This window comes from Kitasatospora sp. NPDC007106 (assembly GCF_040634455.1).
In the GTDB taxonomy this organism is placed as follows: Bacteria; Actinomycetota; Actinomycetes; order Streptomycetales; family Streptomycetaceae; genus Kitasatospora; species Kitasatospora arboriphila.
This window is the reverse complement of record NZ_JBEYFP010000004.1, coordinates 15133-38573: the sequence shown is the minus strand read 5'-3', so window position 1 is coordinate 38573 and position 23441 is coordinate 15133. Positions and strand designations below refer to the sequence as shown.

At 74.2% G+C, this 23441-nt stretch carries 17 protein-coding genes; 12 read left to right on the top strand and 5 right to left on the bottom strand.

Going from position 1 to position 23441, the window contains the following annotated elements; translation table 11 throughout:
* The first annotated feature begins 42 nt into the window (after positions 1 to 42).
* A complete protein-coding gene (locus tag ABZ641_RS01055) occupies positions 43 to 1734 on the top strand; it encodes a hydrogenase maturation protein (RefSeq protein ID WP_359978182.1) in 1692 nt (563 codons plus the stop codon).
* 69 nt (positions 1735 to 1803) lie between these two features.
* On the opposite strand, the gene ABZ641_RS01050 is transcribed toward ABZ641_RS01055, so the two are convergent.
* Positions 1804 to 2772, bottom strand: a complete 969-nt coding sequence (locus tag ABZ641_RS01050; protein ID WP_344622520.1) for an MHYT domain-containing protein — start codon at positions 2770 to 2772, stop codon at positions 1804 to 1806.
* A gap of 268 nt (positions 2773 to 3040) precedes the next feature.
* Between ABZ641_RS01050 and ABZ641_RS01045 the strand changes: the two genes are divergently transcribed.
* From ABZ641_RS01045 to thpR, 3 genes are all read left to right on the top strand, one after another.
* Complete coding sequence (locus ABZ641_RS01045) at positions 3041 to 3475, top strand: MarR family transcriptional regulator (RefSeq protein WP_359978180.1); 435 nt, start codon at positions 3041 to 3043, stop codon at positions 3473 to 3475.
* Between the two features lie 131 nt (positions 3476 to 3606).
* Positions 3607 to 5130 carry an MFS transporter gene (locus tag ABZ641_RS01040; protein WP_344622518.1) on the top strand — a complete coding sequence of 508 codons (1524 nt, stop codon included), beginning with the start codon at positions 3607 to 3609 and terminating at the stop codon, positions 5128 to 5130.
* 138 nt (positions 5131 to 5268) lie between these two features.
* On the top strand, positions 5269 to 5862 hold the full coding sequence (thpR, locus tag ABZ641_RS01035; protein ID WP_344622517.1) for an RNA 2',3'-cyclic phosphodiesterase: 594 nt from the start codon (positions 5269 to 5271) through the stop codon (positions 5860 to 5862).
* A gap of 164 nt (positions 5863 to 6026) precedes the next feature.
* On the opposite strand, the gene ABZ641_RS01030 is transcribed toward thpR, so the two are convergent.
* Positions 6027 to 7802 carry a glycoside hydrolase family 35 protein gene (locus ABZ641_RS01030; RefSeq protein ID WP_359978176.1) on the bottom strand — a complete coding sequence of 592 codons (1776 nt, stop codon included), beginning with the start codon at positions 7800 to 7802 and terminating at the stop codon, positions 6027 to 6029.
* Positions 7803 to 7975: 173 nt separating this feature from the next.
* Between ABZ641_RS01030 and ABZ641_RS01025 the strand changes: the two genes are divergently transcribed.
* Positions 7976 to 8830 carry an AraC family transcriptional regulator gene (locus ABZ641_RS01025; protein ID WP_344622515.1) on the top strand — a complete coding sequence of 285 codons (855 nt, stop codon included), beginning with the start codon at positions 7976 to 7978 and terminating at the stop codon, positions 8828 to 8830.
* Between the two features lie 178 nt (positions 8831 to 9008).
* Here ABZ641_RS01025 and serC read toward each other — a convergent pair whose 3' ends face one another.
* Together serC and ABZ641_RS01015 are read right to left on the bottom strand one after the other, a co-directional pair.
* Complete coding sequence (serC, locus tag ABZ641_RS01020) at positions 9009 to 10127, bottom strand: phosphoserine transaminase (RefSeq protein WP_359978173.1); 1119 nt, start codon at positions 10125 to 10127, stop codon at positions 9009 to 9011.
* Between the two features lie 119 nt (positions 10128 to 10246).
* Positions 10247 to 11347 carry a citrate synthase 2 gene (locus ABZ641_RS01015; RefSeq protein WP_344622513.1) on the bottom strand — a complete coding sequence of 367 codons (1101 nt, stop codon included), beginning with the start codon at positions 11345 to 11347 and terminating at the stop codon, positions 10247 to 10249.
* Between the two features lie 399 nt (positions 11348 to 11746).
* On the opposite strand from ABZ641_RS01015, the gene pdxH reads away from it, so the two are divergent.
* The 7 genes from pdxH to ABZ641_RS00980 all read left to right on the top strand — a co-directional run bounded on the left by pdxH (position 11747) and on the right by ABZ641_RS00980 (position 22599).
* Positions 11747 to 12370 carry a pyridoxamine 5'-phosphate oxidase gene (pdxH, locus tag ABZ641_RS01010; RefSeq protein WP_359978208.1) on the top strand — a complete coding sequence of 208 codons (624 nt, stop codon included), beginning with the start codon at positions 11747 to 11749 and terminating at the stop codon, positions 12368 to 12370.
* Positions 12371 to 12560: 190 nt separating this feature from the next.
* Positions 12561 to 12743 carry an FxSxx-COOH cyclophane-containing RiPP peptide gene (gene fxsA / locus ABZ641_RS01005; protein ID WP_344622512.1) on the top strand — a complete coding sequence of 61 codons (183 nt, stop codon included), beginning with the start codon at positions 12561 to 12563 and terminating at the stop codon, positions 12741 to 12743.
* Between the two features lie 6 nt (positions 12744 to 12749).
* Positions 12750 to 15155: an FxsB family cyclophane-forming radical SAM/SPASM peptide maturase gene (locus ABZ641_RS01000; protein WP_359978170.1), complete on the top strand. Its 2406-nt coding sequence runs from the start codon at positions 12750 to 12752 to the stop codon at positions 15153 to 15155.
* A gap of 31 nt (positions 15156 to 15186) precedes the next feature.
* Positions 15187 to 16095 carry an AAC(3) family N-acetyltransferase gene (locus ABZ641_RS00995; protein WP_344622510.1) on the top strand — a complete coding sequence of 303 codons (909 nt, stop codon included), beginning with the start codon at positions 15187 to 15189 and terminating at the stop codon, positions 16093 to 16095.
* Between the two features lie 92 nt (positions 16096 to 16187).
* Complete coding sequence (locus ABZ641_RS00990) at positions 16188 to 17534, top strand: TIR-like protein FxsC (protein ID WP_344622509.1); 1347 nt, start codon at positions 16188 to 16190, stop codon at positions 17532 to 17534.
* Between the two features lie 134 nt (positions 17535 to 17668).
* Positions 17669 to 21544, top strand: a complete 3876-nt coding sequence (gene fxsT / locus ABZ641_RS00985) for an FxSxx-COOH system tetratricopeptide repeat protein (protein WP_344622610.1) — start codon at positions 17669 to 17671, stop codon at positions 21542 to 21544.
* Positions 21545 to 21600: 56 nt separating this feature from the next.
* Positions 21601 to 22599, top strand: a complete 999-nt coding sequence (locus ABZ641_RS00980) for a D-glycerate dehydrogenase (protein WP_359978166.1) — start codon at positions 21601 to 21603, stop codon at positions 22597 to 22599.
* Here the strand turns inward: ABZ641_RS00980 and ABZ641_RS00975 are convergent.
* Positions 22562 to 23428, bottom strand: a complete 867-nt coding sequence (locus ABZ641_RS00975) for an alpha/beta fold hydrolase (RefSeq protein WP_359978205.1) — start codon at positions 23426 to 23428, stop codon at positions 22562 to 22564. The genes ABZ641_RS00980 and ABZ641_RS00975 overlap by 38 nt on opposite strands.
* Positions 23429 to 23441 lie beyond the last annotated feature (13 nt).

Genomic DNA, 23441 nt, shown 5'->3' with positions numbered 1-23441 from the left:
CGGGACACCCCCACCACCGTGACATGTCGTCGGAGGGCCACCTTGCGCATCCTGCTGGTCGCCAGCGCGTTCAACAGCCTCACCCAGCGTGTCCACACCGAGCTGCGCGACCGGGGCCACACCGTGGCCGTCGAGCTCGCCCTCGGTGACGAGCCCGTCCGCGCCGCCGTCGGACGGTTCGAACCCGACCTCGTCCTCGCGCCCATGCTGACCCGGGCGGTGCCGGAGGACGTCTGGCGCAGGCTCCCCGTCCTGATCGTCCACCCCGGCCCCAAGGGCGACCGCGGGCCGTCCTCGCTCGACTGGGCCATCCACGAGGGCGCCGAGGAGTGGGGCGTGACCGTCCTGCAGGCCGTCGCCGAGATGGACGCCGGGCCGATCTGGGCGTCCGTCCCCTTCACCCTGCCCGCCTGCGGCAAGAGCGAGGCGTACCGCACCGAGGTGGCCGACGCCGCCGTGGAGGCCGTGCTGCTCGCCGTCGAGCGGTACGGCAGCGGCTGGTTCGAACCCGAGCCGCTCGACTACGCCCGCTGGGACGTCCGCGGGAAGCCGCGGCCGTACCACGCACAGGAGTACCGGCGGATCGACTGGGCCGCCGACGACACCGCCACCGTGCTGCGCAAGCTGCGCTCCGGCGACTCCCAGCCCGGCGTCCTCGACGAGCTGTACGGCCGCGAGCACTTCCTGCACGGCGGCCACCCCGAGGACCTGCTGCGCGGCGCCCCCGGCGCCGTCCTCGCCACCCGTGAGGGCGCGATCTGCCGGGCCACCACCGACGGCGCCGTCTGGATCCCGCAACTGCGTCCGCGCCGCACCCCCGGTGGCCCGGCCACCTTCAAACTGCCCGCCGCGCAGGTGCTCGGCAGCCTCCTCGACGGCGTGCCCGAGGTGCCCGTCACCCCCTACGACGCCGCCCGCCGCCGCACCTGGTCCGAGCTGCGCTACCGCGAGGAGGCCGGCGTCGGGTACCTGGAGTTCGCCTTCCCCGGCGGGGCGATGAGCACCGGGCAGTGCCGCCGGCTGCTCGCCGCCTACCGGGAGGCCTGCGCCCGGCCCACCGCGGTGCTGGTGCTCGGCCCGGCCCGGGACTTCTTCTCCAACGGCATCCACCTCAACACCATCGAGGCGGCCGCCGACCCCGCCGAGGAGTCCTGGCAGAACATCAACGCCATGGACGACCTGGTCGAGGCGGTCCTGACCACCACCGACAAGCTCACCGTCGCGGCCCTGGCCGGCAACGCCGCGGCCGGCGGCCTGATGCTGGCGGCCGCCGCGGACGAGGTCTGGTGCCGGGCCTCCGCCGTGCTCAACCCGCACTACCGGCTGATGGGCCTGTACGGCTCCGAGTACTGGACGTACACGCTGCCCCGCCGGGTCGGCGAGGAGACCGCCCACCGGCTCACCACCGCCGCGCTGCCGGTCGGCGCCCGGGAGGCCGAGGCGGTCGGACTGGTCGACCGGGTGCGCCGCGGCGGCGCCGCCGAGTTCCGCCGCTGGGTCGAACGGGAGGCCGCCGCGCTCGCCGACGCGCCCGAGCTGGGCGCCCGGCTGCTGGAGAAGAAGCGCCGCCGGGCCGCCGACGAGGCCGCCAAGCCGCTCTCCGCCTACCGTGCCGAGGAACTGGCCCGGATGCGGCGCAACTTCACCGCCCCCGACGAGCCGTACCACCGGCTGCGCCGCGACTTCGTGCACAAGGTCTGCCCGGCCGCGACCCCGGAGCACCTGCGCGGCTGACCCGGCGAACGGCCGAGGGCCGGCCCGCCCCCCGTGGCGGACCGGCCCTCGGCCGTGGGTGCTGCGTGCTCAGTACTGCGGCTTCCCGTCGGCCTGCGGGCCCGACCAGGCGGGCACGACCCGGCCGCTCACCGGCGCGGACTGCGCCGGACGGGCCCGGCGGCGGCCGCTCTGCGCGGTCTGCCCGGCACCCGGGACGAACAGGTCCGGCCCGGCACCGCCGTCCTGCAGCGGCCACTGCGGCCAGTCGTCCGGCGCGCGCCGGGCAGCGGAGGGACGGGACGGCAGCGGTGCGGCCGGCCCGGTCACCACCGGGCGGTGCTTGCTCGGCGCCACCGCGAAGGCCAGCGCACTGATGAAGACGTACGTGCCGAAGCCGACCGCGAGCGGGAAGACGAACTGCAGCGCGACCGGGCCGGGCGGGGCGTGCTCGGTGTCCGAGAGCCGGACGGAGACCGCCAGCATGCCGGTGTAGTGCATGGCGCACACGGCCACGCCCATCACCGGGGAGGCGGCCAGCACCGCCGCGGTGCCCCGGATGTTGAGGGCGGCCCAGAGCGCCGCCGTGGCGGCGAGGACGGCGATGCCGATCGAGGCGCCGACCAGCACCGGGTCGTAACCGATCCGACCGGGCAGCCGCACCGCCGCCATGCCCAGGTAGTGCATGGCGGCCACGCCGAGCCCGGTGGCGACGCCGCCGACCAGCACGGCGCTGCGCCGGTGGGTGCTCTGGCCCACGGTGAAGATGCCGATGCCGACGAAGCCGATGGCGACCAGCAGGCTGACCAGGGTCAGCGGGACGTCGTAGTGGATCTCGACGCCGCTGACCGCGAAGCCGAGCATGGCGACGAAGTGCATGCTCCAGATGCCGCCGCCGAGGGAGATCGTGCCGAGCAGCAGCCAGTTGCGCCGCGAGCGGCCTTCGGTGATCAGTGCCCAGCGGGTGCTGCGCAGCGCCACCAGGGCGCCGAGACATGCGACGAGGTACGAGAACGCCGGTGTCACCCAGCCGTAGACAGCGTGGTGGATGTGACCCAAGAGGACTCCCGGGGCGGAGTAGGGGTGCACAGTGCCGGCGTGCTGTGTTCCTGACAAGCCCGAACCCTAGCGACCCGCTCCGCTCGTGGGCAACGCCGGGAGATTCAGTGAACTCGCAGGTCAGTAGCGGTACTTCACGTTTGGCCCAAGATCTTGTCACCGGAGGTCGACACGATGTCCCGCCGGTCTTCGCACCGTGGCGGGCGGTGCGGCGACACCGGCGGAAAAGGATTTTCCTTAGCGAGAGTAATGACATAGGCTAAGGACCATGCCCGAGATGTCCGAGGACGATCTCGCAGCCGTCAGCCAGCTGCGGTCGTCCACGATGCGCCTTGCCCGCCGGCTGAGACACCAGCGTGTCGAGGAGTCGCTGAGCCCCACCGAAATGGGGGTCCTCGGCACCCTGGCGCGCTGCGGCAAGGCCACCCCCGGCGAGCTCGCCCGCCGCGAGCACGTCCAGCCTCCGTCGATGACGCGGATCATCGCGATGCTGGAGGAGAAGGGGCTGGTACGGCGCGAGCCGCACCCGGACGACCGCCGACAGGTGGTCGTCAGCAGCACCGAGCAGGCCGAGGCGATCCTCACGGAGAGCCGACGCCGGCGGAACGCCTGGCTGGCCGAACTGGCCGAAGGGCTGAGCGAGGAGGAGTGGGCGCTGATCCGCGCAGCGGCACCGGCCCTCTCCAGACTCGCCCACCTCTGACGCGCACCCCGACCGGCACGACGTCTCACGGCAACCGAACGAAGGAGCACCGCATCACCGCAGGACACATCCGAGAGAACAGCCGCGCGGCGACGAACCTGCCCGTCGCCGCGCCCCGAGGGGAGACCACCTTGACACCGCCGGCCGCAGCCAGCGCCGCCGCCACCCGCACCGACGACCTCGCCGCAGACCCCGCAGCCGACCGCGCTGCCACCGCCGAGAGCCAGGCGCCCGCCCCCGTGGGCCTGCCCGGCACCGGCGACGACGACCCCGACGAACGCCCCGCGGCGGTCACCCCCGCCGCATCCGCCCCCGCCGCCACCCGAGCGGGGGACGGCCCCACCGGGGCCCGCTTCACCCGGCCCGGAGGAATGTTCTCCTCCCTCCGGATCCGCAACTACCGGTACTACTTCGCCGGCCAGGTCGTCTCCAACACCGGCACCTGGATGCAGCGCATCGCCCAGGACTGGCTGGTGCTGAGCCTCACCGGCAGCCCCTTCGCGGTCGGCGTGACCACCGCCATGCAGTTCCTGCCGATGCTGCTGCTGGGCCTGTGGGGCGGCGTGCTCGCCGACCGGCTGCCCAAGCGCCGGCTGCTGCTCGCCACCCAGGGCGCGATGGGCCTGCTCGCCGCCGGGCTGGCCGTGCTCACCGTCACCGGCGCCGTCACGGCCGGGTACGTCTACGTCTTCGCGCTGCTGCTCGGCCTGGTCACCGTCGTCGACAACCCGACCCGGCAGGCCTTCGTCAGCGAGATGGTGCCCGCCAAGGACCTCGCCAACGCGGTCAGCCTGAACGCCGCCAACTTCCAGACCGCCCGGCTGGTCGGACCGGCCGTCGCCGGCCTGCTGATCGCCGCGGTCGGCAGCGGCTGGGCCTTCGCGGTCAACGCGCTCTCCTTCGCCGCCGTCCTCGGCGGCCTGCTCGCCATGCGCGAGAGCGAGCTGCGCCCCTCCACCCCGGTCGCCCGGCAGAGCGGCCAGTTGCGCGAGGGCCTGCGCTACGTCCGCGAGCGGCCCGAGCTGCTCTGGCCGATGGTGCTGGCCGGGTTCATCGGCACCTTCGGCTTCAACTTCCCGACGCTGCTCTCCGGCTTCGCCTACGACACCTTCAAGGTCGGTGCCGGCGAGTACGGGCTGCTGAACACCGCGATGGCCGTCGGCTCGCTGGCGGGCGCCCTGCTCGCCGCCCGCCGCGGCGCCCCCAGGCTGCGCCGGCTGGTCGGCGCGGCGGTCGCCTTCGGCACGCTGGAGGTGCTGGCCGCGCTCGCCCCCGGCTACTGGACCTTCGCCGCGCTGCTCACCCTGATCGGCGTCTTCGGCCTGACCTTCAACACCTCGGTCAACTCGGCGCTCCAGCTGGGCACCGACCCCGCCGTGCGCGGCCGGGTGATGGGCCTGCTGGTGCTGGTCTTCACCGGCGGCACCCCGATCGGCGCCCCGCTCGTCGGCTGGGTCACCGCCGCCTACGGGCCCCGGCTCGGCCTGCTCGCCTGCGGCCTGGTCTCGGCCGCCGCCGCGGCCGTGATCGCCGTGGTGCTGGCCCGCGCCGCCGACCTGAAGGTCCGGGTCGACCTGCACCCGGGTGCGGGCCGCCGGGTGGTCGCGGTGGTGCCGCGCACCCTGCCCAAGAAGGACCTGGCCACCGCCTGCTGAGGCCCGGCCCGGCAGGCCCCCGTCCACCGGGGCCTGCCGGGCCGCCGTCACGGTCGTCACCGTCCTTGGAGCCCCCGGTTCTGAGCCGGCCCCGCGGAAGGGCTCCGACCGGGAAGGCCGACGGGGAAGATGGGGCCCATGAGGCTCTTTGTGGCGGTCAACCCGCCGAGCGAGGCGGTCCAGGAACTGGTCGACGCCGCGGCCGCGCTCCGCGAACGGCCCGGCGCGGACCGGCTGCGGTGGAGCGGGGTCGACGGCTGGCACCTCACCCTGGCCTTCCTGGGCGAGATCCCGGTCACCGAGGTGCCCGCCCTGGAGGCCGTCCTCGCCCGCACGGCCGGCGAGAACGGCGCCCACCGGCTCCGCCTCGCCGGCGGCGGCACCTTCGGCGACCGGGTGCTCTGGGTCGGCGTGGACGGCGAGGTCTGGGCACTGCGGCGGCTCGCCGAGGCCGTCCGGGGCGCCGTCGGCGAGGTCGGCGTGGAGACCGACCAGTACGGCTTCCACCCCCACCTCACGCTCGCCCGCGCGGGGTCCAGCCGCGGGCGTCGGCGGGCGGAGCAGCGGGTCGCCGCGGCCGAGCTGCAGCACCTCGCGGCGGGGCTGGACGGGTTCCGCGGGCTGGAGTGGGAGGCGGGGGAGATCCACCTCGTCCTCAGCGAGACCGGCTTCGGCCCCTCCCACTACCGCACCCTCACCACCTGGCCCCTCGCCCACTGGCAGGCGGAATAGCCCCAGGGGTGCGGGGAACTGCGCAATCCGGACGTGGCGTCCTTTCGGGTCCGGTGGTGCGAAATCAGGGGCGCGGGGAACTGCGCACCTCGGATGCGGAGCACCTCGCGGGTATGACCGTTCCCGGATTGCGCAGTTCCCCGCGCCCCTGGGGTTTTTCCCGTTCAGCCCAGGGTGGGGGTGGGGCGGAGTTCGATCTTGCGGGGGTGGGCGTCGCCGAGTTCGAGGAGGGTGAGCTCGTTGCGGCCGGGGCGGAGGAGGGGCTGCGGGCAGTAGAGCGTGGTCTGCGGGCCCCGGGCGTCGTAGCGGCCCAGCAGGAATCCGTTGACCCAGAGGTAGCCGCGCACGCCCCCCGGCACCGCGAGGAACGCGTCCCCGGTGTCCGTCAGGTCGAGCACCCCGCGGACGAGGCGTGCCGCGTCCCCCGTCCCGTCCGCCGGTTCCGGCCCGAAGTCCGCCGCCGGCAGCGGGTCGAGCCGCAGCGGTTCGGCCTGCCACCCGTGCAGGTACTGCCGTTCGTGCCGGACGCCGTCGACGCCCTTGGTCTCGCCCACCAGCGGCCCGTAGTTGACCCGGCCGAGCGATTCCGCCAGCAGCTCGACCGCGACGCCGCCCGGCACCGCGAGCTCCGGCCGGGCCACGCCGCGTTCCAGGTCGGCCACCCGGACGCCGTCCACCCGGAGCACGGCCCGGTCCCGCAGTCCTTCGACGGTGAGCGGCAGGTCCGGCCGTCCGGCCGGCACCCGGGCGGTGTAGCGGACGAGGCCGTGTTCCAGTCCGAGTTCCTCGAAGCGCGGCGGCACCGGCGCGTGGACGGCCGGGCCGAACGGCAGTGCGGCCGATTCGGTGAGGGCGACGGCCGGTGCCTCCAGCACCGGCGGCAGCTCGGGCAGTGCCGGTGCCCGGCCGTCGAGGAAGCGCGCCTCGTCGGGGTGGGCTGCGGCGAAGTCGGCCAGCACCTCGCGGAAGAGCGCGTACTTCGCGGTCGGCGCGCCGCGCTCGTCCAGGGGGGCGTCGTAGTCGTAGGAGGTGGTGACCGGCTGGTAGGGCGAGTGGGTCCAGGCGGTGGAGTTGAACGGCGGGTCGGCGTGGTTGGCGCCCGCGCCGGTGCCGAAGTTGGTGCCGCCGTGCGCCATGTAGAGGTTGACCGAGGCGCCGGCGGCGAGGATGCGGCGCAGGGTGTCGGCGGCGTCCTGCGCGTCGCGGGTGTGGTGGGGGCGGCCCCAGTGGTCGAACCAGCCGTTCCAGAACTCCATGCAGAACGGCGGGTCCTCGGGCCGGTGCCGGCGCAGGGCCGCGAAGCCGTCCTCCGGGGCGGAGCCGAAGTTCACGGTGGCGAGCACGCCGGGCAGCGTCCCGCCGGTGAGCATGTGGTCCTCCGGTCCGTCGGAGGTGAACAGCGGGACGGTGACGCCGCGCCGCAGCAGGCCGTCCGCGAGGTGCCGCAGGTAGCCGGTGTCGCTGCCGAAGGAGCCGTACTCGTTCTCGACCTGCACCATCAGCACGTTCCCGCCCCGGTCGACCTGCCGGGCGACCACGCCGGGCATCAGCTCGTCGAGGAAGGCGTCCACGGCCGCCAGGTACTCCGGGTCGGACGTCCGCGCCCGCCGTCCGACCCGTGCGGTCAGCCAGCCGGGCAGCCCGCCGTTGTCCCACTCGGCGCAGATGTACGGGCCCGGCCGGACGATCGCCCACAGCCCCTGCCGGGCCGCCTCGTCGAGGAAGGCGCCGAGTTCCGCCGTCCGCTCGTACCGGCCCGGCGCCGGCTCGTGAAGGTTCCAGGCGACGTACGTCTCGACGGTGTTCAGGCCCATCGCGCGGACGGCGGCCAGCCGGGCGGGCCACTGCTCGGGGCGGGTGCGGAAGTGGTGCACGGCGCCGGACAGGATGCGCAGCGGGCGCCCGTCCAGCCGGAAGCCCGCGGAGTCGTAGGTCAGCATGCCCCCAGCCTGCCGGGGCGCCCCGGCCGCGGCCATGGACAAACCCCGGGCGGGTGTTGGACTGTCGTCCCCGACCGTCGCCCGCGGTCCCCGTCCCTCGACGGCCGCCCGCGGTCCCCGTCCCCCGACGGCCGCCCGCCCGTTCCCCGACCGCCCGTCCCCGGAGGTGAGCCGTGCAGCGCTGGTGGCACTACCTGACCCCCGGTCCGGCCCAGCTGGCCACCGGGCTCGCCTGCCTGGGCGTCGGCATGCAGCGCGGCCCGCTGCCGGTGGTCGGGCCGCGCACCCTGGACCGCTGGGTGGCCGTGGTGGTCACCGCCGGCCGCGGCTGGTACGCCGTGCCGGACGGCTCCCGCCGCCCGGTGGCCGCCCCCGCGGTGGTCTGGCTGCGGCCGGGCGTGCCGCACCACTACGCGCCGGACGCCGGCGGCTGGTCGGAGTCCTTCGTCGACTTCACCGGCCCGGCCCTGGCCGGTTACGCCGAGCTCGGCCTGCTGCCGGACGAGGCGGTGGTGCCGCTGATCGCCGCGGACCGCGCCCAGCGGGTGATCGCCCGGATCGCCGGCGCGTGCCGCCGCGGCGGACCGCTGGTGGACACCGAGGCCGCCGCCGCGGTCCACGAGCTGCTGGTCGAGCTGCACCGGCAGCGGGCCGACCTGGACCCGCGCGGCGGGACCGTGCTGGAGGCGCTGCGCCGGGACGCCTTCCTGCCGCTGCCGGTGGCCGAGCACGCCCGCCGGGCCGGGCTGACGGTGGCCGGGCTGCGCCGGGCCGTCCGCGCGGTGGGCGAGACCGGCCCGAAGGAGTACCTGCTGGCGGTGCGGCTCAGCGAGGCCAAGCTGCTGCTCGCCGCCGGGGAGCTGCCGGTGGCGGCGGTGGCCCGCCGGGTGGGCTACGAGGACCCGGCGTACTTCACCCGGCTTTTCACCCGCCGGGTCGGCGTCGCCCCCTCGGTCTTCCGGGAGCGCGAGCAGCGGGGGGAGCTCCCGCCACGGGGCAGTGCCGGGGCCGGGGCGGCGACCGACTAACCTCGAAGCGTGGACCCGAAGACTCGCATGCGGATCGTGACCGGCGCACTGGTGCTGCTGCTCGTGGTGGTGGTCGTCAGCTCGCTCGTGGGCAAGTGACCGGAGCCGGGCCCGCCCGGCACCGGACGGCGAAGGGCCACCGCCCGGAGGCGGTGGCCCTTCGGTGCGTCCGCGGACGTCAGAGCCGGTCGACCACGTAGTCGATGCAGGCGGTGAGCGCCTGGACGTCCGACGGCTCCACGGCCGGGAACATCGCGATCCGCAGCTGGTTGCGGCCCAGCTTGCGGTAGGGCTCGGTGTCGACGATGCCGTTGGCGCGCAGCGCCTTGGCGATCGCCGCGGCGTCGATCGAGTCGTCGAAGTCGATGGTGCCGACGACCTGCGAGCGCTCCTCGGCCTTGGCGACGAACGGCTGCGCGAAGGAGGACTTCTCGGCCCAGGAGTACAGGATCGAGGAGGACTCCGCGGTGCGGGCCACCGCCCACTCCAGGCCGCCGTTGCCGTTCAGCCACTCCAGCTGCTCGGCGAGCAGGAAGAGCGTGCTGATCGCCGGGGTGTTGTACGTCTGGTCCTTCGACGAGTTGTCGATCGCCGTCGGCAGGTCGAAGAACGGCGGGATGTAGCGGCCGGAGCCGGCGATCTCCGCGGCGCGCTCCAGCGCGGCCGGCGAGAAGGTGGCCAGCCAGAGGCCGCCCTCGCTGGCGAAGGACTTCTGCGGGGCGAAGTAGTAGACGTCGGTCTCGGTGATGTCGACCGGCAGGCCGCCGGCGCCCGAGGTGGCGTCGACCAGGACCAGCGAGCCGGCGTCCGCGCCCTCGGGGCGGCGGATCGGCATGGCGACACCGGTGGAGGTCTCGTTGTGGGTCAGCGCGTAGACGTCCACGCCCGCCTCGGCGACCGGCAGCGGGTGGGTGCCCGGCTCGGTCTTGATCACCGACGGCTCGGACAGCCACGGGGCCGCCTTCACCGAGGAGGCGAACTTGGACGAGAACTCGCCGAAGTTCAGGTGCTGGGACTTCTCGCGCACCAGACCGAAGGCGGCGATGTCCCAGAAGGCGGTGGAGCCGCCGTTGCCGAGCACCACCTGGTAGCCCTCGGGGAGGGAGAACAGGCTGCTCACGCCCTCGCGCACGCGCTTGACCACGTTCTTGACCGGGGCCTGGCGGTGGGAGGTACCCAGCAGGGAGGTTCCGGTGGCGGCGAGGGCACTCAGGGCCTCGGGGCGCACCTTGGACGGGCCGCAGCCGAAGCGGCCGTCGGCGGGCTTGATGTCAGCGGGGATCTGGATCTGGGCCACGGCGGCAGCCTACTGCCCCGGGTGGTGCCGCGGGGGCGGTCGTCCGCCCGCTGAGATGTGATCTACGCACGGAACGGGCGGGTCCGGGCACGCCCGGACCCGCCCGAAAGAGCGAAGCGTCAGTGCGCGATCGAGTCGTAGCCCTCGATCTCGCGCGGGCTGCGCGGGCCCGGGCCGATGTAGCGCGCGGAGGGGCGCACGAGGCGACCGGTGCGCTTCTGCTCCAGGATGTGCGCCGACCAGCCGGCGGTGCGGGCGCAGGTGAACATCGAGGTGAACATGTGCGCGGGGACCTCGGCGAAGTCCAGCATGATCGCGGCCCAGAACTCCACGTTGGTGGCGAGCACGCGGTCGGGGCGGCGGTTGTGCAGCTCCTCCAGCGCGGCCTTCTCCAGCGCCTCGGCGATCTCGAAGCGCGGCGCGCCGAGCTCCTTGGCGGTGCGGCGCAGCACGCGGGCGCGCGGGTCCTCGGCGCGGTAGACGCGGTGGCCGAAGCCCATCAGGCGCTCGCCCTTGTCCAGCGCCTTCTTGACGTAGCCGGCGGCGTCGCCGGTGCGCTCGATCTCCTCGATCATGCCGAGCACGCGGGACGGGGCGCCGCCGTGCAGCGGGCCGGACATCGCGCCGACCGCACCGGAGAGCGCGGCCGCGACGTCGGCGCCGGTGGAGGCGATGACGCGGGCGGTGAAGGTGGAGGCGTTCATGCCGTGCTCGGCGGCGGACGTCCAGTAGGCGTCGACGGCCTTGACGTGACGCGGGTCGGGCTCGCCGCGCCAGCGGATCATGAACCGCTCGACGACCGTCTCGGCCTTGTCGATCTCGCGCTGCGGCACCATCGGCAGGCCCTGGCCGCGGGCGGACTGGGCGACGTACGACAGCGCCATCACGGCGGCCCGGGCGAGGTCGTCGCGGGCCTGGTCGGCGGAGATGTCGAGCAGCGGCTTGAGGCCCCAGACCGGGGCGAGCATGGCGAGGGCGGACTGCACGTCCACCCGGATGTCGCCGGAGTGCACCGGGATCGGGAACGGCTCGGCGGCGGGCAGGCCGGGGTTGAACTTGCCGTCGACCAGAAGGCCCCAGACGTGGCCGAAGGAGACGTGGCCCACCAGGTCGTCGATGTCCACGCCGCGGTAGCGCAGGGCGCCGCCCTCACGGTCGGGTTCGGCGATCTCGCTCTCGAAGGCGACGACACCTTCGAGCCCGGGTACGAAGTCGGACATCAGACGGCTCCTTCAGTGATCCGATCCGGCGCGCCGCGATGAGTGGTGCGACGGGCCGGGTGACCGTGGGTGGTTGGCACTCGGTGTCAGCCTGGCAGGCACGGCGTGCATTGCGCCATACACCACGACGGTGATGTTTGCCCCAGACGACACCCGACGGTGCGGGCGCCCGGCGTCATCGGCGGACACCCGGGAGAAAACCGGTCCATACCGGACGGTTCCCGGGGCGGCCCCCGCCCAAGCGGTGGCGTGACACCTTAACTCCCCCCGGGGTTTGCCGGGACGTAGCAGCCCGCAACGCTTGTCGTACGGGATGATGTTGCCGTGCCTACCGCGGAGCGACCCCCGACTACCCTGACCACGCCGGCCGAACCCCGGCCGGGCCCGGACCTCGCCGTCATGCGCAAGCACTACCAGCACGAGGGGCTGTCCGAGGGCGACCTGGCCGCCGACCCGGTGACCCAGTTCACCACGTGGTTCCACGAGGCGGACGAGGCGGGCGTCGCCGAGCCCAACGCCATGGTGGTCTCCACCGCGGACGCGGCCGGCCGGCCCAGCTCGCGCACCGTGCTGCTCAAGGGGTACGACCTCCGCGGCTTCGTCTTCTACACCAACTACGGCTCGCGCAAGGGCGCCGAACTCGCCGTCAACCCGTGGGCCTCGCTGCTCTTCCCGTGGATCGAGCTGGCCCGCCAGGTGATCGTCTGCGGCCGGGTCGAGAAGGTCGGCCGGGACGAGACCGCCGCCTACTTCCGCACCCGCCCGCACGGCTCCCAGCTCGGCGCCTGGGCCAGCGAGCAGTCCAGCCCGGTCGCCGGCCGCGAGGTCCTGGAGCAGCGGTACGCCGACCTCGCCGCCCGCTACCCCGAGGGCGAGGGCGTGCCGGTGCCCCCCTTCTGGGGCGGCTACCGGGTCGTCCCGGAGACGGTCGAGTTCTGGCAGGGGCGCGAGAACCGCCTCCACGACCGCCTGATCTTCGTCGTGGAGGGTGACGGCTGGCGCGTCGAGCGACTGTGCCCCTGATCGGGCATCCTGTCGACCGGGGATGCCCCAAACGATTGGGATGCCCGATTCGGAGCAGTCGAAACGCTGATGGCGCGTCAAAGTCTCTGCATAATAGGGTCGGGCCACGGGCCCTTCCCGCCAAGGTCGGGCCGCGAGCTCATGCCGTTTTCCCCATTGGCGCTTTGACCTCGCAGAATCGAGACTTCCCATGGTCGCTGCACTCGCCACCCGGCCTGTCGACGACACGTCCGCCGAGGAAGCCGTCATCCGGCCCTCCCTTGCCGCGCTCGCCGCTCTGGGAACGGACGAACTGACCGCACAGCTGCACCGCGCGCTGCCCGGCGCGGATGCCGGCCAGGTGGCCGTGGCCGCGTTCAACTCGTCCATCTGACCGGGCGTGGCAGCGTCCGGCAGCCCGCACGACGCGGCTGCCGCGCCGGTGGTGCCGTTCTCGCAGTTCGTGGTCAAGGTCCACAGTCGCTGCGACCTGGCCTGTGACCACTGCTACGTCTACGAGCACGCGGACACCAGCTGGCGGGGGAAGCCGAAGGTCGTCACGGGGGAGGTCCTCACCCGGACGGCCGACCGGATCGCCGAGCACGCCCGCACCCACACCCTCCCCGCCGTGCACGTCGTGCTGCACGGCGGGGAACCGCTCCTGGCGGGCCCCGCGGTGCTGCGCCGGGCCGCCGAGGAGCTGCACCGGGCGCTGCCCGAGGGCTGCGCCCTGGACCTGCGGATCCACACCAACGCGGTGCTGCTGAGCACCGCCTTCCTCGACCTCTTCGCCGAGTACGGCATCAAGGTCGGCGTCTCCCTGGACGGGGACCGGGCCGCCAACGACCGGCACCGCCGCTTCGCCGACGGCCGCTCCAGCCACGCCAAGGTCCTCAAGGCCCTGGACCTGCTGCGCCGCCCCGAGTACCGGCACCTCTACGCCGGGCTGCTCTGCACGATCGACGTCGAGAACGACCCGATCGCCGTCTACGAGGCGCTCACCGCCCTGGCGCCGCCGCGGATCGACTTCCTGCTCCCGCACGCCACCTGGGACACCCCGCCCCCGCGCCCCGAACGCCTCGGCCCGCACCCCTACGCCGACTGGCTGCTCGCCGTCCACGAGCGGTGGAGCGCCGACGGCCGCCCGGTGCCGGTGCGGACCTTCGACTCGATCCACCGCACCCTGCGCGGCCGCTCCAGCCTCACCGAGTCCCTCGGCCTCGACCCCGCCGACCTCGTGGTGATCGACACCGACGGCAGCTTCGAGCAGGCCGACAGCCTCAAGACCGCCTACGACGGCGCCCCGGCCACCGGCTTCACCGTGTTCGAGCACACCCTCGACCAGGTCGCCGACCACCCCGGCATGCGCGAACGCCAGTCCGGCCTCGCCGGTCTGGCCGAGCAGTGCCGCGGCTGTCCCGTCGTCCGCTCCTGCGGCGGCGGCCTCTATGCACACCGCTGGCGCACCGGCGGCAGCGGTTTCGCCAACCCCTCGGTCTTCTGCGGAGACCTGATGCACCTCATCACCACCGTCCGTGACCGCATCGGCCCGGCGGCCACCGTGCCCGCCCAGGCCGCCCCGGTCGAACCCGACCTGACGGCGGAGCAGTTCGACCAGCTGGCCGCCGGCCACGGCGACCGCGCCACCGTCGAAGCCCTCGCCGCCGCCCAGCTCGGCCTCACCCGGCGCATGACGGCCGCCCTCGCGGACGGCCGCCCGGACGCCTGGCAGCTGCTCACCGAGCTGGACGGCCGCGCCCCGCACGCCCTGGACGCCGTCCTCGCCCACCCCTACGTCCGGGCCTGGGCCGCCCGCTGCCTGCGCGGCGAGCCCGGCGCCGACCTCGGCGGGCTCGCCGAGCTGGCCGCCGCCGCCGCGATCCGCGCCGGAGTGGAGGCGGACCTGCCCGTCCCCGTCCGGGCGGGTGCCGTCCACCTGCCCACGCTCGGCCGGCTGGTCGTCGGCGGGGCCGGCGAGGCCCGGCTGACCACCACCGCCGGGGGCTTCTCGGTGCGCGGCCTGCAGGTCGGCCGGGACACTCCGCCCGGCGCCGCCTGGCAGCCCGTCCGCCGGGTCGCGCTGCCCGGCTGGACGGTCGCCCTGGAGGACACCGACCCGCAGCGCGACAGCCACCAGTGGCCCGCCGCGGACCGGCTCCCCGAGGACGAGCTGCTCGGCTGGACGGGCGCGCTGCGCGAGGCCTGGGAGCTGATCGGTCGCGACCTGCCCGGGTACGCACCGGGGCTCGCCGCGGGCCTGTCGACCGTCACCCCGCTGCGGCCCGGCCCGCCCGGCCGCGACGTGAGCGCCGCCGCCCGGCAGGCCTTCGGCGCCGTCGGCATCGCCCGGCCCGCGACGGCGCCGATCCTCGCGCTGCTGCTGGTGCACGAGTTCCAGCACGTCAAGCTGGGTGCGGTGCTCGACCGGCACGAGCTGTACGACCCCGCGGACGACCGGCTGTACCACGCCCCGTGGCGGCCCGACCCGCGTCCGCTGGAGGGCCTGCTCCAGGGCACCTACGCACACCTCGCCGTGACCGAGTTCTGGGCCGGCCGGGTCCGCGCCTACGACGGCCTGCCCGGTGCGGCCGCCGAGCACGCCCGGCTCCAGCTGGCCCGCTGGCGGGCGCACACCGCCGCCGCGGTCGAGGACCTCGCCGGCTCCGGCTCGCTCACCCCGCTCGGCGAGCGCCTGGTGGCCGGCATGCGGGAGGCCGTCACCCCGTGGCTCTCCGTGCCGGTCGGGGCCGTCGCCGAGGCCGCCGTCCGGGACGAGACGGCCGCACCACCCACCGCAGTCCGCTGACGTCAGCCGTATCCCAGGAGGAACCCCCGTCGTGTCCACCACCGTCGCCGAACCGGGCACGCCGGCACCGCCGACCCTTCCCGTGGCCGGCGGGCCACCGGTGGTCGAACGGGTCGAACGGCCGGCCGGCGGGTCGCAGCGCGACCCGTGGACGGCCGCCGACCTGACCGGCCAGCTCCGCGCGATGGGCCTGGGCCTGGGGGACACCGTCCTGGTGCAGTCCTCGCTGCGGCGGCTCGGCGAGCTCGCCGACGGTGCCGCCACCCTGCTGGACGCCCTGCTGGAGACCGTCGGCCCGGACACCGGCACGGTGGTCGTCTACACCGCCTCCCCGGAGAACAGCGACACCTCCCGGCTGGCCCGCGAGCTGACCGTCGGCATGACGCTGGAGGAGGAGTCGGCGCACAAGCGGGCGATGCCGCCGTACGACCCGGCGACCACCCGGACCTCGCCGGTGCTCGGCTGGTTCCCCGAGCACGTCCGCTCGCACGCCAAGGCCGTCCGCAGCGACCACCCGCAGACCTCGTTCACCGCCGTCGGCGCCCGGGCGGTCGAACTCATGGCCGACCACCGGCTGGAGAGCCACCTCGGGCACCACTCGCCCACCCGCAAGCTGTACGACGACCCGGCGGCCCGCGCACTGCTGATCGGCCTGCCGGTGTGGTGCTGCACCGCCTTCCACCTCGCCGAGTACCAGCTGCCGCACCCGCCCTCGCAGGTCTACGGCTGCGTGGTGCCCGACGGGGACGGCGGACACCACTGGGAGCACTTCAACGCCGTCAGGCTGGTCGACGAGCACTTCATGCCGATGGGGCCGGTGCTGGAGAAGACCGTCGCCGGGCTCGTCCGCGGTACCCTCGGCGACGCGCAGTGCTGGCTGGTGCCCGTGCGCGCCGGTGTCGATGCGGCGCGCAACTACATCGAAACGTGCGCCCGTTGACACGTTCGCGCGCTGTTCCGCCGGGGAAGGTCACCTTCCTAGACTGATCCCGTTCGGGGGTCGAGGTACGAACGGTCTCGGGGGAGGCGCGTGTGAACAGCCCGGGGGGATGGGGGAAGGACGCCTCGCGGCCGTACTTCTTCCTCAGCTACGCGCACACCCCGCGTGCCACCGGCAAGGCCGGCGACCCCAACCACTGGGTGGCCAAGCTCTACGACGACCTCTGCGAGGCCATCACCGAGCTGACCGACGTCCCCGAGGGGGTGCCGGTCGGCTTCATGGACCAGTCCATGCACCAGGGGCAGTTCTGGGCCGAACGCCTCTCCCGCGAGCTCGGCGCCTGCCGGGTCTTCGTGCCGCTCTACTCGCCCCGCTACTTCAAGAGCCACGCCTGCGGCCAGGAGTGGCACATCTTCAGCCAGCGTCCGGTCTACCAGCGCTGGCAGGACGGCGAGGTGACCAGCGGCATCGTCCCGGTGCTCTGGGTCGCCATGGACCACTACACGCTGCCCCGCTGCGCCAGTGAACTCCAGTTCAACCACGGCAGCTTCGGCCCCGACTACGCCGCCGAGGGCCTGTACGCGCTGATGAAGCTCACCGCGTACCGGGCCCAGTACGAACTCGCCGTCCACCGGCTCGCGCAACGCATCGTCGAGGTCGCCGAGCGCACCATCATCCCGGTCACCCGTCCCGCCGCGTTCGAGGACCAGCCGAGCGCCTTCGCCGGCACCGAACCGCCCGCCAACACCCTGCGGATCTCGGTGTACTCCTACCGTCGCGGCGAACAACCGCCGGGCCGCAGCCCCGAGTTCTACGGCGCCCGGCGCACCGACTGGCAGCCCTACCGGCCGGAGTCCCGCCGCCCGCTCGCCGACGACGCCGTGGACGTCGCCCGCAGCATGGGCTTCCAAGCCTCCGTCCACGAGTTCGAGACCGAGGCCACCGCACTGCTCGGCGGCGCCGAGCCGACCTCGCCCGGCATCGTCCTGATCGACCGCTGGGCCCTCTACGACGGCCGCCGGCGCGAGACCGTCCGCCGCCTCGACCAGCGCAATCCGGCCTGGATCACCACCCTCGAACCGTGGAACACCGAGGACGAGGAGAGCACCGCGCAGGACGAGGAGCTCACCCGCCTCAGCGACGACGTGCTGCGCGCCGCCCGCGCCCGGCGGCCCACCCTCCGCGGCGGCGGCTCCGGCGCGCCCGGCAGCCTGGAGGCCTTCCGCGGCGAGATGGAGTGGGCGGTGATCCGCGCCAACCAGGGCTTCGAACGCCGGGACGGGCCCACGACCCCGCACCTGCCGGCCCCGCGCAGACCCAGCCTGCGGGGCGACTTCGACACCGGGCAACGGCCCCGCACCGTGCCGCTCGACTTACCAGGGGACGACGAGGACGGCGGAGGCACCGGAAGGGCCGCGCCGGAGGGAGGACAGCCGTGAGCAACAGCCGGACCTGGCCCGCCGCGGCGGTCCGCCGCACCGGGCCCGAACCGTCCGCCGAGACCCGCTCCGACGAGGACCGCCAGGGCCGGATCGTCACCTTCTACTCGTACAAGGGCGGCACCGGCCGCACCATGGCGCTGGCGAACACCGCCTGGATCCTCGCGGCCAACGGGTTCCGGGTGCTGACCGTCGACTGGGACCTGGAGGCGCCCGGCCTCGGCCGGTTCTTCCACCCGTTCCTCAACCAGGCCGCCGTCGACGGCACCACCGGCATGATGGACCTCTTCGCCGACTACTACGACGAGGCCCGCCGACCCGTCGAGCGCGCCGTCGACTGGCACGAGGACTTCGCCCGGATCCACCCGCACGCCATCTCGCTCTCCTGGCGCTTCCCCGGCACCGGCGGCCTCGACTACGTGCCGGCCGGCCAGGTCAACCGGGACTACTCCGCCAACCGGATCGACTGGGACGACTTCTACGAGCGCTACGACGGCCAGCGGTTCCTGCAGTCGCTGCGCCAGGACATGAAGCACCACTACGACTACGTCCTGATCGACAGCCGCACCGGCCTCACCGACACCGCCGACATCTGCACCGTCGAGATGCCCGACGACCTGGTCGTCTGCTTCACCCTCAGCGACCAGAGCATCGACGGCGCCGCCCGGATCGCCCACACCGTCGACGGCCGGTACGCCGACCGCGGGATCCGCATCCTGCCGGTGCCGATGCGCATCGACGAGAACGAGAAGGAGAAGGCCGACGCCGGCCGCGCGCACGCCCGGATCCGCTTCTCCGGCCTGCCCGCCGGCCTCGCCGAGCCCGAACTCGCCCAGTACTGGGCCTCCGTGGAGATCCCGTACCGGCCGTTCTACTCCTACGAGGAGATCCTCGCCCCGTTCGGCGACGCACCCGGCCAGCCCGCCTCGCTGCTCTCCGCCTGCGAGCGGCTCACCGCCGTGCTCACCCGCGACCGGGTCACCGCGCTGCCGCCCATGGACGAGCTCGAACGGCTCCGCAACCTCGACTCGTTCATCCGGCGCAGGCCCACCGCCCCCGCCGACCTCTACCTCAGCTTCGTGCCCGAGGACCGCGTCTGGGCCGACTGGATCGCCTCCGTGCTCTCCGATGCCGGCTTCCGGGTGGTCTCCCGCGACCTCGGCGTCGGCGCCGACCCGCGCTCCTCCACCGAGCAGGGCATCGACGCCGCCTACCGCACCGTCGCCGTGCTCTCCTCCGCGTACCTCGTCTCGCCGCAGGCCCAGGCACTGTGGGAGCGCGCCGTCGGCGGCGACCCGGCCGGCACCCGCCGCCAGGTCATCCCCGTCCGGGTCGGCGACGTCCGGCTCACCGCGCCGTTCAACAACCGCAACCCCGTCGACCTGGTCGGCCGCGACGAGACCCAGGCCGCCGTCACCCTGCTGCGTGCCCTCGGGCACACCGACCCCGCACCGGTCGAGCGCAGCCCCGGCAGCCCGCGCTTCCCCGGTACCCGGCCCACCTACTGGTCGGTGCCGCAGCGCAACCCGTCCTTCACCGGCCGCGCCAAGGTCCTCGACGACCTGCGCGAGCAGCTCGTCGGCGGCCCCACCGCCGTGCTGCCCACCCCGCAGACCCTGTACGGCCTCGGCGGCGTCGGCAAGACCCAGGTCGCCCTGGAGTACGCCCACCGCTTCATGTCCCACTACGACCTGGTCTGGTGGATCGACGCCGAGCAGGCCGAGTCCGTCGTCCTCTCGCTCGCCGAACTCGCCGACAGACTGGGCCTGCGCGTCGGCGAGAGCGTCAACGAGGCCGCCGAGTCCGCCCGCGAGGCGCTGCGCCGCGGCGCCCCCACCTCGCGCTGGCTGCTGATCTTCGACAACGCCGACGAGCCCTCCGAGGTCCGCCGGTACTTCCCCGGCGGCTCCGGCCACATCCTCATCACCTCGCGCAACCAGGGCTGGTCCGGCCAGGCCGGAGTGCTCGGCGTCGACGTCTTCACCCGCGGCGAGAGCATCGACCACCTGCGCCGCCGGGTCCGCGGGCTCACCCGCCAGGACGCCGACCGGGTCGCCGAGGCCGTCGGCGACCTGCCGCTCGCCGTCGAGGTCGCCGCCGCCTGGCTGGAGACCACCCGCACCCCGGTCGACACCTACGTCGCCCAGCTGCAGGCCGAGGCCACCAAGGCGCTCGCCGCCGGCGAGACCCCGGTCGACTACCCGACCCCGGTCGGCGCCACCTGGAACGTCTCCATCACCCGGCTGCGCGAGCAGTCCCCGGCCGCCGTCCGGCTGCTGCAGCTGTGCGCCTTCTTCGCCCCCGAGCCGATCTCGCTCACGCTCTTCTACAACGAGCAGATGACCCGGGCGCTCGCCCCCTACGACGACGAGCTGACCGACAGCTTCATGCTCGGCAAGGTGATCCAGGCGGTCAGCCGCTACGCCCTCGCCAAGACCGACGCGGCCAGCAACAGCTTCCAGGTGCACCGGCTCGTCCAGGCCGTCGTCCGCAGCGGCATGACGGAGGTCGAACGCCAGGACGCCATGCACGACGTGCACCGCATCCTGGTCAGCGCCCGGCCCTCGCTCGGCGACACCGACGACCCCGGCAACTGGCCCGCCTTCGAGAAGATCTGGCCCCACCTCACCCCCTCCCGCGCCCAGGACTGCGACGAGCGAGAGACCCGCGAACTGCTCATCGACCGCGTCCGCTACCTCTGGAAGCGCGTCGACCTCGACCGCGCGATGACCCTCGCCCGCACCCTCGACGCCACCTGGACGGCCCGCTACGCCGCCGAGGCCAACAACGCCGAACGCCGCTTCCTGCGCCGCCAGATGCTCAGCCTCAACTTCCAGCTCGCCAACGTGCTGCGCTCGCAGGGCGCGTACAGCGAGGCGCTGGAACTCGACCGCGCCACCCTCGCCGGCCAGAAGGAACTCCTCGGCGACCACAACGCCTTCACCCTGATGACGGCCGGCTCGCTCGGCGCCGACCTGCGCAACCTCGGCCGGTTCCAGGAGGCGCTGATCCTGGACATCGACACCTACAACCAGTTCCGCGACCTGTTCGGCGACGACAACCCGCGGACCCTGTCGGTGGCCAACAACCTCGCCATCGACCACCGGCTGGTCGGCAACTCCCAGCTCGCCCGCGACCTCGACCAGGAGACCTTCGACCGGCGCGCCGCGGTGCTCGGCCCGCGCCACCCCTACACCCTCTCCAGCAAGTCCAACCTCGCCCGCGACCTGCGCGAGATGGGCGACTACAAGGGCTCGGTCGAACTGCTCCGCGAGGTCACCGAGGTCCTCGACGAGATCCTCCAGCCCGACGCCCCGGAGAACCTCCGCAACGCCAAGTCCCTCGCCGTCTCGCTGCGCCGGGCCGGCGAGGTCCGCGAGGCGCGCCGCCTCACCGAGCAGACCTACGAGCGGTACGTCGACCGGTACGGCCCGGACAACGCGGACGCCCTCGCCTGCCGGCTCAACCTCGCCGCCGACCACAGCGCCGCCGGCGACAAGGAGACCGCCCGCGACATCGCCGCCGCCGCCTACGACGGCTACCGGCGGCTGCACGGCGACCAGCACCCCTTCACCGCCGTCTGCCAGAACAACCTCGCCATCTACCTGCGCGGCAGCGGCGACATCGCCGGAGCCATCCGGCACAACGAGGAGGCCGTCGCCGGCCTCGCCCACTCCCTCGCCCCCGACCACCCCTACACCCTCAACGCCACCATCAACCTCGCCAACGCCTACGCCGACGACCACCAGCTCGGCCGGGCCGAGGAACTCGGCCGCTCCGCCTACGCGGGCCTGCACAACCGCTACGGCCCCGGCCACCCCGACGCCGTGGTCTGCTGGCTCAACCTCGCCATCACCCTGCGCACCTCCGGCCGCCAGGAGGAGGCCGAGGCCCTGCGCCGGCAGTCGATCAGCGCCCTGATCGAACTCTTCGGCGACGACCACCCGACGATCGTCTCCGCCCGCGGCTGGCAGCGGATCAACCGCGACCTCGAACCCCAGCCCCTCTGACGGCCCCGGGCCGGCCGCACCGGCGGCCGGCCCGGCCGGGGTGTAGCGTGCGGCGGGTGAACGAGCACGCACCCCGGCCCGCCGTCCTGGTCACCCGCCGGCTCGCGCCCGGGGTGGCGGACCGCCTCGCCGCCGCCTGCGACCTGCGGTACCACGACAGCGAACAGCCCCTGCCCCGCGCCGAACTGCTCGCCGCCGCGGCCGGCTGCACCGCCCTGCTCACCACCCTCGACGACACCGTCGACACCGAACTCCTCGACGTGGCCGGCCCCGGCCTGCGGCTGGTGGCGAACCACGCGGTCGGCACCCACAACATCGACCACGCCGCCTGCGCCGCCCGCGGCGTCGCCGTCTCCCACACCCCCGGCGTGCTCACCGAGTCCACCGCCGACATGGCCTGGGCCCTGCTGCTCGCCGCCACCCGCCGGCTCGGCGAGGGCGAGCGGCTGCTGCGCTCCGGCCGACCCTGGGCCTGGGCACCGACCTTCCTGCTCGGCGTGGAGCTCTCCGGCACCCCGCTCGGCATCCTCGGCATGGGCCGGATCGGGCAGGCCGTCGCCCGGCGGGCCGCCGGCTTCGGCATGCCGGTCGGCTACCACAACCGCAACCGGCTCCCCGCCGACCTCGAACGGGGCGCCCGCCACCTGCCGCTCGACGACCTGCTGGCGAGCTCCCCCGTCCTGGTGGTCACCGCCCCGCTGACCGCCGCCACCCGCCACCTGCTCGACGCCGAGCGGATCGCGCGGATGCCCGCCGGAGCCGTCCTGGTCAGCATGACCGCCGGGGTGGTCGACGAGGAGGCGGTGGCCGCGGCCCTCGCCTCCGGGCACCTGTTCGCCGCCGCCGTCGACAACTTCGAGCACGAGCCCGCCGTCCCGGCCGCGCTGCTCGCCCAGGAACGCGCCGTGCTCGCCCCGCACCTCGGCAGCGCCACCGTCCGCACCCGGCAGGCCATGGGCGACCTGGCCGTCGACAACGTGCTCGCCGTCCTCGCCGGGGCCGAGCCGCCGACCCGGGTCAGCCCGCCGCCGCCCACTGCAGCGCCTCGGTCATGACCTTGAGCGCACCGAAGTGCGCCGCCCCCGGCTCCAGGTAGAGGTCGGCCCCCGGGATCTGGTCCGCCAGCCAGCGGGAGTGGTCGACCGGGGAGAACTGGTCGTCCGCACCGTGCCAGAGCCGGGTCGGCACCCGGATCGACGAGACCTCGAAGCCCCACGGCCCGGTGAACGCCAGCACGTCGTCGATCCAGCCGTCCGCGCCGTGCCGGAACGCCTCCTGGTACGTGGCCAGCAGCATCCGCCGGATGCCCGCGTCGGAGACCAGCGCCCGGTCGGTCGGCGGCAGCTCCGGCACCAGGTCGTTGATCAGCGCGTGCGGGTCGTCCCGGATCAGCCCGGAGCGGAAGCGGAAGGTGTCGGCGAAGTGCTCCTCACCGCGCTCCACGTCCGTGTACTCCCGCACGTTGGACGCCGTCATCCCGCCGTACCAGTCCAGCCCCTCGGCGTGCCGCGGCGCCAGGCTCACCAGCGCGGCCACCCGGGCCACCCGCTCCGGCAGCAGCGCCGCGCAGGCCAGCGCGTGCGGCCCACCGCCGGACCGGCCGAGCACCGCGAAGCCGTCCAGCCCGAAGGCGTCCGCGATCGCCACCACGTCCTCGGCCGCCGCGGCCACCCGGCGGCCCTGCCGCCGGGTCGACTCGCCGTAGCCCGGCCGGTCGAAGGAGATCAGCCGCATCCCGAGCCGTGCCAGCACACTGCTGCGCGGCACGGGCCCCACCCTGCTGCCCGGCGTGCCGTGCAGCAGGAACACCGGTTTCCCGTACGGATCACCGGTGGTCTCGACCGCCAGCCTCCGCCCCCCCTCGGCCTCGACCAGTCGTCGCACCACGCAGTTCCTC

Coding starts and splice junctions, on each gene's coding strand:
- ABZ641_RS01015 (WP_344622513.1), bottom strand. CDS start 11,347: ATGTCCGACTTCGTACCCGGGCTCGAAGGTGTCGTCGCCTTCGAGAGC.
- ABZ641_RS01030 (WP_359978176.1), bottom strand. CDS start 7,802: ATGCTGACCTACGACTCCGCGGGCTTCCGGCTGGACGGGCGCCCGCTG.
- thpR (WP_344622517.1), top strand. CDS start 5,269: ATGAGGCTCTTTGTGGCGGTCAACCCGCCGAGCGAGGCGGTCCAGGAA.
- ABZ641_RS01045 (WP_359978180.1), top strand. CDS start 3,041: ATGCCCGAGATGTCCGAGGACGATCTCGCAGCCGTCAGCCAGCTGCGG.
- fxsT (WP_344622610.1), top strand. CDS start 17,669: ATGGCGCTGGCGAACACCGCCTGGATCCTCGCGGCCAACGGGTTCCGG.
- fxsA (WP_344622512.1), top strand. CDS start 12,561: ATGGTCGCTGCACTCGCCACCCGGCCTGTCGACGACACGTCCGCCGAG.
- pdxH (WP_359978208.1), top strand. CDS start 11,747: ATGCGCAAGCACTACCAGCACGAGGGGCTGTCCGAGGGCGACCTGGCC.